Origin of the sequence: Leptolyngbya sp. 'hensonii', from assembly GCF_001939115.1 — a bacterium.
In the GTDB taxonomy this organism is placed as follows: domain Bacteria; phylum Cyanobacteriota; class Cyanobacteriia.
In genome coordinates this window covers 11,886-24,720 of the sequence record NZ_MQTZ01000011.1, presented here as the reverse complement: position 1 = coordinate 24,720, position 12,835 = coordinate 11,886, and the positions used below count along the sequence as shown (strand labels likewise).

Annotated in this window: 15 protein-coding genes; 9 read left to right on the top strand and 6 right to left on the bottom strand. The window is 52.2% G+C overall.

What is annotated here, in order from left to right; all coding sequences use genetic code 11:
* The first annotated feature begins 198 nt into the window (after window positions 1–198).
* From BST81_RS03705 to BST81_RS03665, 9 genes are all read left to right on the top strand, one after another.
* Window positions 199–717 (top strand): DUF2808 domain-containing protein, encoded by a 519-nt coding sequence (locus BST81_RS03705; RefSeq protein ID WP_075597197.1) that lies wholly within the window; start codon window positions 199–201, stop codon window positions 715–717.
* A gap of 81 nt (window positions 718–798) precedes the next feature.
* A complete protein-coding gene (gene rpmH / locus BST81_RS03700) occupies window positions 799–939 on the top strand; it encodes a 50S ribosomal protein L34 (protein WP_075597196.1) in 141 nt (46 codons plus the stop codon).
* 7 nt (window positions 940–946) lie between these two features.
* The gene (rnpA, locus tag BST81_RS03695) at window positions 947–1,309 is read left to right on the top strand and encodes a ribonuclease P protein component (protein WP_075597195.1); all 363 of its coding nucleotides are present in this window, start codon (window positions 947–949) and stop codon (window positions 1,307–1,309) included.
* The gene (locus BST81_RS03690) at window positions 1,296–1,697 is read left to right on the top strand and encodes a PH domain-containing protein (protein WP_075597194.1); all 402 of its coding nucleotides are present in this window, start codon (window positions 1,296–1,298) and stop codon (window positions 1,695–1,697) included. Before rnpA ends, BST81_RS03690 begins: the two co-directional genes overlap by 14 nt.
* Window positions 1,698–1,776: 79 nt before the next feature.
* Window positions 1,777–2,925 (top strand): membrane protein insertase YidC, encoded by a 1,149-nt coding sequence (yidC, locus tag BST81_RS03685; RefSeq protein WP_075597193.1) that lies wholly within the window; start codon window positions 1,777–1,779, stop codon window positions 2,923–2,925.
* 83 nt (window positions 2,926–3,008) lie between these two features.
* Window positions 3,009–3,509, top strand: coding sequence for a R3H domain-containing nucleic acid-binding protein (locus BST81_RS03680; protein ID WP_075597192.1), 501 nt, complete (start codon window positions 3,009–3,011; stop codon window positions 3,507–3,509).
* 82 nt (window positions 3,510–3,591) lie between these two features.
* Complete coding sequence (locus tag BST81_RS03675; RefSeq protein WP_075597191.1) at window positions 3,592–4,107, top strand: YceD family protein; 516 nt, start codon at window positions 3,592–3,594, stop codon at window positions 4,105–4,107.
* A 108-nt stretch (window positions 4,108–4,215) separates the two neighbouring features.
* On the top strand, window positions 4,216–5,727 hold the full coding sequence (locus tag BST81_RS03670) for an AAA family ATPase (RefSeq protein ID WP_075597190.1): 1,512 nt from the start codon (window positions 4,216–4,218) through the stop codon (window positions 5,725–5,727).
* Between the two features lie 4 nt (window positions 5,728–5,731).
* The gene (locus tag BST81_RS03665) at window positions 5,732–6,193 is read left to right on the top strand and encodes an SH3 domain-containing protein (RefSeq protein WP_075597189.1); all 462 of its coding nucleotides are present in this window, start codon (window positions 5,732–5,734) and stop codon (window positions 6,191–6,193) included.
* A 27-nt stretch (window positions 6,194–6,220) separates the two neighbouring features.
* Here the strand turns inward: BST81_RS03665 and BST81_RS28715 are convergent, their stop codons facing one another.
* From BST81_RS28715 to dnaA, 6 genes are all read right to left on the bottom strand, one after another.
* Window positions 6,221–7,459: a peptidoglycan-binding protein gene (locus BST81_RS28715; protein ID WP_253188070.1), complete on the bottom strand. Its 1,239-nt coding sequence runs from the start codon at window positions 7,457–7,459 to the stop codon at window positions 6,221–6,223.
* 222 nt (window positions 7,460–7,681) lie between these two features.
* Window positions 7,682–8,794 (bottom strand): peptidoglycan DD-metalloendopeptidase family protein, encoded by a 1,113-nt coding sequence (locus BST81_RS03655; protein ID WP_075597187.1) that lies wholly within the window; start codon window positions 8,792–8,794, stop codon window positions 7,682–7,684.
* Between the two features lie 16 nt (window positions 8,795–8,810).
* Window positions 8,811–9,440, bottom strand: a complete 630-nt coding sequence (locus BST81_RS03650; protein WP_075597186.1) for a M23 family metallopeptidase — start codon at window positions 9,438–9,440, stop codon at window positions 8,811–8,813.
* A gap of 458 nt (window positions 9,441–9,898) precedes the next feature.
* Window positions 9,899–10,432, bottom strand: coding sequence for a hypothetical protein (locus BST81_RS03645; RefSeq protein WP_216351197.1), 534 nt, complete (start codon window positions 10,430–10,432; stop codon window positions 9,899–9,901).
* 74 nt (window positions 10,433–10,506) lie between these two features.
* Window positions 10,507–11,082 (bottom strand): pantetheine-phosphate adenylyltransferase, encoded by a 576-nt coding sequence (gene coaD / locus BST81_RS03640; RefSeq protein ID WP_075597323.1) that lies wholly within the window; start codon window positions 11,080–11,082, stop codon window positions 10,507–10,509.
* A 170-nt stretch (window positions 11,083–11,252) separates the two neighbouring features.
* Entirely contained in the window at window positions 11,253–12,623 is a 1,371-nt protein-coding gene (gene dnaA / locus BST81_RS03635) for a chromosomal replication initiator protein DnaA (protein WP_075597185.1), read from the bottom strand.
* Window positions 12,624–12,835 lie beyond the last annotated feature (212 nt).

Genomic DNA, 12,835 nt, shown 5'->3' with positions numbered 1-12,835 from the left:
AGAGGCTCTGTGGTAGGATTGTTAAGATAAACTAAATCTTTGTTCTACCGGATTTGCCCCTGACCAGGCACCTTTTTAAAATCTGAGCGTCTCTGATTCTGGCCTGGACTATCAACTGGCCCAGTCTGCAGGTCGCCTGTACCGCAAGTAGCTTTCCATTTACTGTTTTTTGCTGTGATGTTTATACTCTCCACAACTATGCTGAAGCAACGTATTCTTCCAACTTTGGCCATTGCAGGCTGTCTGCTCTCTGGTTTGCCTGCTATCAGCATGGCCCAAGGTCTTCCGGGGCTGACTCTGTTCGGGAATGTTAAAGGTGAGAATCAACTGAACTACAGACTGGATTTCGGTGGCAAATCAGATGCCTGGGATCGCTACCGCTTGAGAATTTCAGGCAAGAAGATGAAGCTGGCCGTCTCCAAATTTTCCATCTCTTATCCGGACTACTTTGATGGCAAGTTTGATGTGAATGACGTTGAGATTATTTCTCGAGACAAGTCTGTTCCGCTCGACTCTGTCAAATGGGACGAAGAAAATCATTTCCTGGAAATTACTCCCAAGGAACCTATCCCAGCTGGCTTTGGGGTTGAAATCATCCTCTCGAACGTAAAAAATCCAGCCTTTGGTGGCATGTATTACTTCAACTGCCAGATCCTGACGCCTGGGGATGTTCCTTTGCTGCGTTACATCGGCACCTGGGTCATTACCGTTCAGTAGATTATTTAGCTCAGAGAATGGTACGATGATGAATCGTGCTTTTTGAGATCGTGGGTTGGTTAACCCCGGAGTTTTAGAATTATGACTAAGCGTACCCTGCACGGTACAAGCCGTAAGCGGAAAAGAGTTTCTGGTTTTCGCGCCCGGATGCGAACTAAAAACGGGCAGAGAGTTCTGAAAGCCCGACGGGCTAAGGGACGGCTCCGCTTGGTTGTTGCCTGAAGCTATCATGGCTTTGCCGAAGGCCCATCGCCTCAGGCAACGGCGAGATTTTGATCGGGTTTATCAGCAAGGCATCCGCCGCAATGGCTTGTCCCTGGCTTTGAGAGGCTTATCTCTCTCCTCCAACCCCCCTCAATTCACGCAGATTGGCATTTCTATCAGTCAGAAAGTCAGCAAGCGTGCGGTAGTTCGCAATCGAATTAAGCGTCGGATTCGTGCTGCAATTCAACAACTCCTGCCTGAGATTCAGGCAGGCTGGTTGCTGGTGATTGTAGTTCGTCCTACAGCGGTTGAGTGCGAATATCATCAATTTCTGCGAGAATTAAAGCAGTTGTTGGCAGATGCAGAGGTTCTTGATGGGCATTCGTGAAGACGTTTATTACGAGGGTGGTCCTCACATTGGTGACTTAATCATTAACATCCTGTTAGGGTTTACCGTTATTTGCCTACCTCTGACGATCGGTGCCGTGATTCGGGCGCTTTGGTCCCGATATCGGATTACAAATCGTCGGATTTCGACCACAGGGGGCTGGATGAGCCGTAACCGGACGGATGTGATCTACTCGGAAATTGCCAAAGTAGTGACTGTGCCTCGTGGTTTTGGAACCTGGGGAGATATGGTTGTTACGCTGAAGGATGGTAGCCGTCTGGAGATAAGAGCGATCCCGCGCTTCCGCGACATCTACAACTATATCAACAGCAAACTAACGTCAGAGGCACAGCAGGTTAGTGGTCCCGTCGGCTCTACAGGACGTTAAAGTTCAGACGGCACTTTCACGCCAACTAATATAGACTTGGATTCAGAAAATCTAGAGCACACGGGTTGACAAAAAACGAATGGACTTTGGTATAGGATTTCTCTCCAACAATGTCATGCTGCCAATCCTGGATTTTTTCTATGGGATTGTGCCCAGCTATGGTCTGGCGATCGTGGCTCTGACGCTCGTTATTCGCTTTGCCCTTTTTCCCTTGAGTGCTGGCTCCATTCGTAGTATGCGGCGCATGCGTGTGGCTCAGCCAGTCATGCAAAAGCGGATCAAGGAAATCCAGGAACGGTATAAGGACAATCCGACCAAACAGCAGGAGGAAATGTCCCAGGTTTACAAGGAGTATGGCAATCCTCTTTCTGGGTGCTTTCCCTTGTTGCTTCAAATGCCAGTACTGTTTGCCCTGTTCGCAACCCTGCGGGGTTCGCCTTTTTCAGATGTCAATTACTCTCTGACCGTACAGATTTTTCCCAGGGAGCAAATTGAGCTGATTCAACCTCAAGCCTTTGCGACTCCGCCCCAGAACATTTACGTTGCTGATGGTGTGCATGCCCCGGTTTCTGCTGTCCTTCCTGGTGGCAATCGCCTGGTGGTGGGTGAGAAAACTCATCTGGAATTCCAGACGATAGAAGGCAAGCCTCTGGAAACCCTTTTAAAAGAGCACCCAGAGACAACCTTAATGCCCCGCTGGAAAGTCACTAAAGGGGAAGAACGGCTCAAGGTCAATCAAGACGGAACTTTTGAGGCTCTCCAGCCGGGAGAAGTCACTGTTCAGGGGACTGTGCCAGGGTTAGCTGCGGATAAAGGGTTTCTGTTTATTGATGCCCTGGGTCGGGTCGGTGCCTTTGATCCGGATGGAACTATCCACTGGGACGTGGTGGGGATGATCATCTTTTTTGGTCTTAGTCTCTACGTCAACCAGATTCTCTCAGGTCAGGGAGCCAATACGGAGAATCAGCAACAGGCTGCTGTCAATAAAATCACGCCTGTCATTTTCTCAGGCATGTTCCTGTTCTTCCCACTGCCAGCAGGGGTGCTGATGTACATGGTGATTGCCAATATTTTCCAAACTCTGCAGACCTTCCTCCTCCTTCGGGAACCCTTACCGGAAAACTTGCAGAAAATCGTTGAAGAATCGGAAGCCCTAAAACAGGGTGAGTCAGGCAAAGGTAGGACTTCTCTTCCCTTTGAGCCAGGCACTGCAAAGAAGAAATCCTAGATTAGGAAAAAGGGTGATCAAACTTGTCTTCAGAGCATGCTAATTCAGAAGGTCAGGTATGGCTTGAGACACTCTTACGGTTGATGGCTTTACCCGTAGGGGTCACCCTTGAGGAGCGGGTGGATGGGCTCACGGGCAACAAAAATGAGGAGCAACATCCTGCATCTGAGCTCCATCAACCCTCTAGCAGTTCCTGGCTCACGATTAATCAGGCCAGCTTAACACCTGAGCAGATTACTATCCTGACAGGACCAGAAGGCTCGGTTCTGGATGCCATGCAATATCTCGTGAATACGACCCTCAACATGGGTCAGCCAGCGGAACAGCAGCACGCTTATACGATCGAGCTGAATGGCTACCGCGCCCGTCGGCAAGAAGAGTTACAAACCATGGCCCAACAGGCTGCCGACCAAGTTCGACAGACAGGCCATGAGTATGAACTCAAGTCCTTGTCCTCAGCTGAACGGAGACAGGTTCACATGTTTCTGCAATCCTATCCCGATCTGGAAACCTATAGTCGGGGTCGAGAACCAGACCGACGACTGGTAGTCCGTCGGCCTCAAGATCCAGCCATTGAACCTTGAGAGACCCTCAAGGCACATGGGTTTCTGGACAATGCCTGATTTGTCTGCCAATGCATAACCTTTGAAACATGGGGGTTTAGATATGGATGCGATCTACATTCCTCAGCTCACCAGGCTCCCTGAACGCACTGCAACAGTCTCCTTCGACGAGTCTCTTCCTGATCTGGAAACCCTAACGCCGGTCAAAGGTTATTTACAGGTTAAGCACCAAGGCAACTATTTGGATGTCTTTGCCAAAGCAGAGACAATCCTGACCCTGACCTGTCATCGTTGCTTGAAGCACTACAATTATCGTCTGGAAATCGAGCCTACTGAACTAATCTGGTTGAATGAGGACAGTCCTACAGAGCCGAATGCCACAGACCTTGAAATAGCCCTCGAGGATCTAGTCGAGTCCCTATCCCCTCAGGGCTATTTCCAACCAACAGACTGGCTTTATCAACAACTGTGCCTGGAAATCCCCCAGAAGCAGTTATGTAGCCATGATTGTTCTGGGATTGAGGTCAACCAGAAAGTCGCAAAACTACCCCGGCCAACCGTCGATCGGCGCTGGGCCTCTCTGGAAGTTTTAAAAAACCAACTGCCCCGCCAGAACTAAGCAAAATTGACTGTAACGTTGAGGCAGTCTGAGGCAGGTCTCCCGTCCCATTGAGACTGCATCGAAATTTAATATCCAGGTGCAGCAAAATCCGTTACTGTACGTGCTATGGGTTTTCATGACGAGTTTACATTACTGCTGCGAGCCCGCTACCCGCTCCTCTATATCCCCACTAGGGAGGAAGAACGGGTGGAGGCGGTGATTTCTCAATGCGCCCAGCAGCAGGGGAACCGCGCTATTTACATCTGGGATTTTGTGGATGGGTATCAAGGCAATCCCAACGATGCCGGTTTTGGAAAACGCAATCCGCTCCAGGCTCTGGAACTGGTGGAAAAACTGCCTCCGTCAGCTCCCTCGATCTTCATCCTGAGAGACTTTCATCGCTTTCTAGAAGATGTGGCTGTTTCCCGTAAACTCAGAAATCTCTCCCGCCTACTCAAAGCCCAACCCAAAAATATTGTCCTGATCTCGCCTCAGATTTCCGTCCCAGATGACCTGAGTGAAGCGATCACGATTTTAGAATTTCCCCTCCCTGCCGTTCCCGAAATCAAGACTGAAATCGAGCAAATCCTGGCTGCAACCGGTCATACTCTGGAGGGACGCATCCTGGATGAGCTGATCCGCTCCTGCCAGGGGCTATCGGCTGAACGCATCCGTCGGGTACTGGCAAGGGCGATCGCAACCCACGGAGAACTTCGCCCCGAAGACGTAGACCTGATCCTGGAGGAGAAACGACAGACGATTCGCCAGACCCAAATTCTGGATTTTTATCCCACCACTCAGAGAATCTCTGATATTGGGGGTCTGGATAATCTGAAAGAGTGGTTGCTCCGACGAGGGGGCGCTTTTTCGGATCGAGCCCGTCAGTATGGCCTCCCCCATCCGCGCGGACTGTTACTGGCTGGTATCCAGGGCACAGGAAAATCCCTCACTGCTAAAGCGATCGCCCACCACTGGCACCTGCCCCTGTTGCGGCTGGATGTTGGGCGGTTATTCGGGGGGCTGGTCGGTGAATCAGAATCCCGTACCCGACAGATGATTCAACTAGCAGAAGCCCTGGCTCCCTGTGTGCTCTGGATCGATGAAATTGACAAGGCATTTTCCGGTTTTGATGGCAAAGGAGATGCCGGGACCAGCAGCCGAGTATTTGGCACGTTCATCACCTGGTTAGCGGAGAAGACCTCTCCTGTTTTTGTGGTGGCAACCGCCAACAATGTCCAATCTCTCCCAGCAGAAATGCTGCGCAAGGGTCGCTTCGATGAAATCTTTTTCGTTGGATTACCCACCCAGGAAGAGCGGCGAGCTATTTTTGCCGTCCACCTGTCTCGCCTGCGCTCCCATAACTTAACCAGCTATGATCTAGATCGACTGGCCTATGAAACACCTGATTTTTCAGGCGCGGAGATTGAACAAGCCCTGATTGAAGCCATGCATATCGGTTTCAGCCAGAATCGAGACTTTACCACGGATGACATTTTAGAGGCAGTCAGCCAAGTCGTTCCTTTGGCGCAAACTGCCCGAGACCAAATTCAATTTCTCCAAGATTGGGCAGCCGCAGGCAAAGCCCGTCTGGCCTCCAGACAGGGAGGACTAACTAACCGAGTCCCGCATCAACGTTAAGCTTATGAGCTGGTCTGGTCTATTTAATTTCGTTATTGGTATCCTGCTGGCTGCAGCCCTCCTTGCTGGTGCTGGGGTGGTTACAGCTCGCTATCTGATTGTCAAATTAACGGCTCCACCCCCGAAGCCCATCTTCCCCAACGACAAACCGATCGCAGCCCCGGCAGCAACGAAGAAACCTATCGTTTCCCCAACCATCCAGTCTGAGACAACGCCTACCCCCACCCTTTCCCCCTCACCCACTCTACAGCCGGGAACCTATAAGGCCAGAGTGACTCAACAGGTGGGTCTGATCCTGCGGAATGAACCGAGTGCAGCATCCGATCGCATTGGTGGCATTGCTTACAAAGAAAAAGTTATTGTCCTGGAGCAAAGCCAGGATGGGGAGTGGCAAAGGGTTCAGGTCGAGGGTAGCAGCCGGGAAGGCTGGGTCAAAGCGGGCAATGTCGAACGGATTGAACCCTAAAGAGCGCAAGTGGGTCTTCTCCAAACATTAAGAGATTTCTGCCAGAGCAACCAGGGTCATAGGTCCAACAATGCCATCCGGAATCAACCCCTGCTCAGCCTGGATTTTTTGCACTGCCATCCGGGTCTGAGTGCCATAGATGCCATCGATTGGCCCCTGGTAATACCCCTTCTGGGCCAGTAACGTTTGCAATTCCAGGGATCTGGATGCCATCTGCCTGTTCTGGGACAGGGAAGCCCGATTTCGCCGGGGGGGCGGAGCCGGAACCGGTAGAATGTCGGGCTTGGAGGCAGGGACAATCGGGGGACGAGGTCGGGCGACAACAGCCCCACTCCTCAGGGCAGCCAGGGTTGTAGGCCCTGGAATCCCATCGACGATGAGGCCATAAGCCTGCTGAGCCGCTCTGACCGCAGTCCTTGTCCCTGGGCCGTAAACCCCATCAATGGGGCCGGCATAAAAGCCTTTACTAGTGAGCAACTGCTGCAATTCAACCAGGTTCAAGGCTGAGCGTTCAACTCTGACATTGCGTGGACTTTGCAGTGCTGCCATTGTTCTGGGGCCTGCGACCCCATCCGCAGGCAGCCCCAGAGATTGCTGAGCCCTTCGAACCGCCGATCGCGTTCGGGGACCATAGATACCGTTCACCGGCCCGGTATAAAATCCACGCTCAGCAAGCAGTTGTTGTAATTCAACCGTTTTGGGGCTTTGCCCCGCAACCGCTTTAGACCTGGGCTGACGCTGCAGGGCAGCTACCGTCATCGGACCCGGAATTCCATCGGCAACTACCCCAAGGGATTGCTGAGCCGCTTTCACAGCAGCCCTTGTCCTGGAACCATACAGGCCATCGACTGGCCCGGAATAAAACCCTCGCTGCCGTAAAAGACGCTGCAACTCAACCGTTTTAAGGCTATATGCCTGCTGTCCCCGCACCACGGACTGACCTCTCAGTGCCGCCAGAGTACGGCTACCGACAATGCCATCCGCAATTAACCCCTGGCTGGCCTGGAATTGCCGCACAGCCTGCTCCGTCTTAGGCCCATAAAAGCCAGTAATGGGACCACGAAAAAAGCCCGCTTCCCGTAAGCGGCTCTGCAAAGCGCTTACCTGGGTTCCCCGACTACCTCGGGTCAGTGCGGCGATCGCGGGCATGGCCTGACTCAGCACCATTAACGGCAAGGTCACTGCCATCAGGCAAAACCAGGCCAGACCCGAGGTCTTTTTCTGGGGCAGATCCACCGGCTCTCCCGTCAGAGGTTCGGAAGACACAGGCTCTCTGGCCACAGATGACTGAAGATAGGTCCAGAATTCCATAAGCTACACCCATTCAAACTGAGTTTTGATTTTGTGCCTAGCCAAAGGCATTACAGGGGACAGCGCGAAGGTTCGTAAATGATGCGTGAACCACCAGATCTAAGCCTGGTCAAAGAAGCTGGAGTCCAGGTAGCTCAAGGCGAACCTCTGAGACTGAATCGATGGAGAAGGCCCCTATCAATTGTTCCGGAAAGTCTTATAGCGGGACAGCACCGCTAGAGTATAAGCCTGAATCGATGGATAGCGCCCGCCGTTATAGCGTTGGACCCTGGTGCCGTTGTACAGCCTGGGATCTCCGGAGTACCACTGAGCAGCCACCATGCGAACCGCAATTTCCTCATCCCCACCGCTTAACCGCAGGGAACTCTGCCAGTACTGCCCCAATTTGTAATCAATAATTTGCAGTTGCAACTGTGGACTATTGATAAATTGCTGCGGCGTGAGCGGATAGCCCAGGGCTTCAATCGACCAGGCCCGCACATTAAAGGGCATCACCTGGCCATATCCCAATGCCCCAGAGTGAGGATTGACCGCCCGAAAATTGCCAGCACTCTCCTGGCCAATGATGGCCCTGCGCAGAGCAATCACAATCCTGGAGGCTGGAGCTGCATCCTGACGCAGGGGTTGGATCGCTGCGACCTGGGTTTGCTGCTGGGCATACATCATGGTCAGAATATCCGCCGGGTCAATCCAGCGATCGCCATACTGAATTTCCCAATGCAGCAGGGCCTGGCCCATCTGAGATATCACCCCAACCCGACCAATTCGGCTACCCACCTGAACCACCTGTCCCACCCGCAGCATCACCTGGCCGGTGGAATCTACCAAGGCCGGGACACCCGTTGCATCGGGTTGGATAGTTCCCCGGAGATTACAGTAGGAGTGCCGCCAGGGGCCAGACTGAATGACGATCGTGACCCCACAAACCGGGTCCACAGCCAGACGCTCAACCCGCCCCCCCAACCAACTCCGGACATAGCTCCCCTCCTGGGTGACAATATCAATCCCCCGGTTGAAGTCGGATATGCCATTGACCAGCCGGGAGTCTCCGTAATAGGACGAATACCCGCGAAAATTTTCCACCGGAAAGGAGGCTTCTGACCAACTGCGATTACTTTCCACTTGGGTCATGACCTGGTTCAGGTCACTGTTGCTGGCAACCGTCTGGGTTCTAGCCAGAATCGGGTAGCCCCCGACCAGACAGAAGGACAGTAGGCCAACACCCAAGCCGTAAAGACGGAACTGTGATTTCAGAGGCTGGGTGCCAGGAGTGGACAGGGCATGAGGCATGGGTCACTCCTGATCATCAATAGGACGGCCTGGAGGCAGGCTGGTAGCTGACCTGTTGCTGGTCATACATGCTCTGCAGCACTAGGGCTGGATTCGCCCACTGCCGGTTATACTGCAGCCCCCAGTGAAGATGAGGCCCTGTGGTTCGGCCCGTCATCCCAACCCGACCAATGCGCGTCCCCGCTTTGACCGGTTGCCCTTCCCAAATCTGGAGGCCACCCTCGCGATCGAGCACATATCGGCCCTGGGGAGAAATCTCGACCCTTCCCTGCAAGTGGCAATAGATATGAATCCAATTGCCTGACTCAATCCTGACGGAGGTGCCACAGGCAGAGGCATCAGAGACTGAGATCACCCGTCCTGCCATCCAACTGCGGACATAGCTCCCTGCAGGAGCAGCCATATCCAGACCAGCATGAAACTCTGGCATCGATCGCTCTATAGAGCGGCGATACCCAAACAACGACGTATAGGATTGAAAGTTTTCGACAGGAAAAGAGGATCCTTGCCAGTTTGTTTGTAACGTAATTTGCAAAACATCCTGGTCCGGCAAGACGGATTCGCGGGCTTTCACCCAGGGTGCTGTCACTCCCAGAATGAGGGAACTGAGAAGCCCCGTACCGAGCAACCACAGTCGTCGTCTCACTTCATACTCCTTCTGATCGAATCAAGGAATAAACCCATGTGCCTTAGGAAAACTATCCAGTCCCCTCGAAATACTGCCAGGAAAAAACCCAATGGTTTTCGCCACAGGCCAACAGGAACCGGTACAAATCTTTTCTTGGGGCTAAACCTTTCAGAGCTGATTTGCAAGTTCAAAGCTGTATCGATTTCTTAAGACAGCGTAGTAGAGATACGGAAGAGTGAGAAGAGGGTAGAGTACCTTGAGGGGTTTTACCCCTTAAAATTACTGAAAACAACAACTATTTAGTTACATGAGTGACTTTCCGTAGCCCATTTACGGATACTGAATCTATAACAACTCGCAACACAATCTCTTGAGCCCAGATTACAGGGCCTGACCCAGCCCGGAAAAATTCATGTGGAGAAAACCTCCACGCCTAAGGCTATCGCTGCTGAAGCTTGGATCGAGCCTGACTTGCCCTAGTTTTTGCGAGGAGCCGATCGGGTTGCAGGCGCATTTTGGTGCGAATCTCGCGATCGGTGCCCCGGAACTTCTGGTTGGAGTTGTTGCCGTCCATTGCGGGTAATCCGCAGCATTTCACCCAGGCGTTGCTCCAGGTCTCGCAGCATTGCATCTGCATAAGCATCTGCCCCCTGCTGAATATCCTCTGCCTCCGCGATCGCCCGTCGCTGTAATTCTTGAATCTCCTGTTGCGCCTGTCGCTGTAACCGCTCCATTTCCGCGATCGTCTGCTGCTGAGCCGCCTCACATTCCTGCTGTACTTTCTGGCGAATCTGCCTGGCCTCTTGCTCAGCCTGCCGAATGATCCCAATTTCATCTAGAATCTGGGCAGCTCGCCGCTCAGCAGTCTGAATAATTTCCTGAGCATAGTGCTCAGCTTGGCGAAAAATTTCTTCCTTATGACGGATAATCTCCTCCGCTTCCTGGAAGGCGGTCGGCAGATTCATACGAATCAAGTCAAGCTGATCCAGCAACTGCTCTTCATCGACCATCGTGCGCCGACTCAGGGGAATGCGGGGACTATCCAGAACAATCTCTTCCAGGCGATTGAGTTCCCGTTGAACATCTACACCCCCTGTTCTCGCAGGTTCTCCAGACGAGGTTCCGTTGGGAGCAGATCCGGCGTGGTTTGCAGATCCGTTGAGGTTGGGGCTGCTGCTAGTTGAGTTTTGGCGTAACATTGGTGGATATCCAAAGCAACATGTTTTGGCACAAGATGATCAACAGGGCCATTAAACCTGGCAATTTCCTTAACCAGGCTACTACTGAGGAAGCCATACTCGGTAGAGGTAGACAGAAAAATCGTCTCAATTTGATCCGAGAGCGTTTTATTCGTATGGGCCATCTGCAGTTCTCGTTCAAAATCAGACAGAACCCGCAGACCTCTCAAAAGCACCTGAGCATTGCGTAACCGGGCATAGGTCACGGCCAGTCCATCGAAGCTGTCCACTTCAATATTATTCAAATGCGCCGTGGAAAAGCGAATTTGCTCCAGCCGCTGGGAAACCGTAAAAAGGGGACTCTTGACAGGATTACATAACACCACGACAATCACACGCTCAAATAGCCGGGAGCCCCGCTCGATAATATCGAGGTGGCCAAAGGTAATGGGATCAAAACTGCCGGGATAGATCGCAATCACTGGAGGAGGATCACCTTCATGGATAGGGGACAGGATGTTTAAACAGGGAATCAATCCACTAAACCTGATTTCTCTGGCCAGAGATGTCTCACCGCCCATAAACAGATTCCCAGCATAGAGATAGGGTGTAGGTACGATATCTCTATCATGCATCATACGGGAAAGTGAGCCTAACTGGTATGGCTGAGACGATCGCCCAGCTGGCGCAACGTCTGCGACAGGCTGGCATCCGTTTCCCGCAATTGAGCCACTTTTTCACAGCTATACATAACCGTTGTGTGATCCTTCCCCCCAAACATTTCGCCAATTTTAGGCAAGCTCAAATCTGTGTGCTGGCGCATCAGATACATCCCAATTTGGCGAGCTTGACTGATTTCACGGCGACGGGAATGGCCCTTGAGTTCTTCCACTGAAACATCAAAGGCATCTGCAACAGCCCGGATGACCGCTTCCGGGGAGGCTTCGATCCGATCAGCGGGGGGATTCAGCACATGGGAAATATTCTCCACCGTCATCGGCAAGCCGGAGATGGAAATATAGGCAACGGCTCGGATCAGGGCACCCTCCAGTTCCCGAATGTTGGAAGTGTAGCTGGAGGCGACATACTCAATCACATCTCGGGGCAAACGGATATTTTCGTATTCTGCTTTTTTCTGCAGAATGGCCATTCGGGTTTCCAGGTCCGGAGCCTGAATATCCGCAATCAACCCCATGGAAAAGCGAGAACACAAGCGCTCTTGCAGACGGGGGATGAGATTGGGCGGGCGATCGGAGGCTAGGACAACCTGTTTACCCGCTTCATGCAGGGTATTGAAGGTATGAAAAAATTCTTCCTGCGTATATTCTTTCCCTTCAATGAACTGGATATCATCGACCAGTAGAACATCCACAGCCCGGTAATGCTCCCGAAAACTCTGCATGCTATCCCGTCGAATCGCCGAGATCAAGTCATTGGTAAATTGCTCGGTAGATACATAGAAAATCCGAGCATCGGGATCCATCTCCAGGCGGTAGTGGCCGATCGCCTGCATCAGGTGAGTCTTACCTAATCCCACACCCCCACAGAGGAACAGGGGATTAAACTCGCGACCGGGGGATTCTGCCACAGCCAGAGCCGCTGCATGGGCCATCCGGCTATTGGGACCCACCACAAACCGGGAGAACACATACTTGGGATTCAGATCACTCAGGCGCGGGCGATGATTCGTTGCCCCTGGTTCCACAGGCGGCGCTTCAGGAGGCAGAGGCCACAATGCCTCTGAGGAGGCATCCATCACAGCCGTCTCATCTCCCTGAACCACCGTGATATGAATATCGATCGGATGACCCAGAATTTCTTCTACGGCTTTTGCAATATCTTTGATGTAGTATCTCTGGATCCGGTTACGTGCAAACGGATTCGGGGTACGAATGACCAGGCAATTATCTTCTAATTGCTCGGCACTGGCAGTCTTGATCCAGGCTTCAAAGGTTGGTCGAGTCAGCGTAAGCTGCAAACGCTCCAAGACCTGGTCCCATAGACTGTCGATAGCGATTTCCACAGCTAACCTCAACTGTTCAAGGAAGGATTATTAACCGCGCACTGCTGAGCCGGATCATAGAGGAACCCATTGTCCAGAAATTCTTCAGGACAAAGATTTCCAAAAACAGAGAGCACAAGTGAGCCCCCTTAGCTCTACATCTAGAGGCTGGAGGCAAATATTCACTCTTGAACTACCATCAATAGAGTTATATCTCTAATTGGGCTGAAACA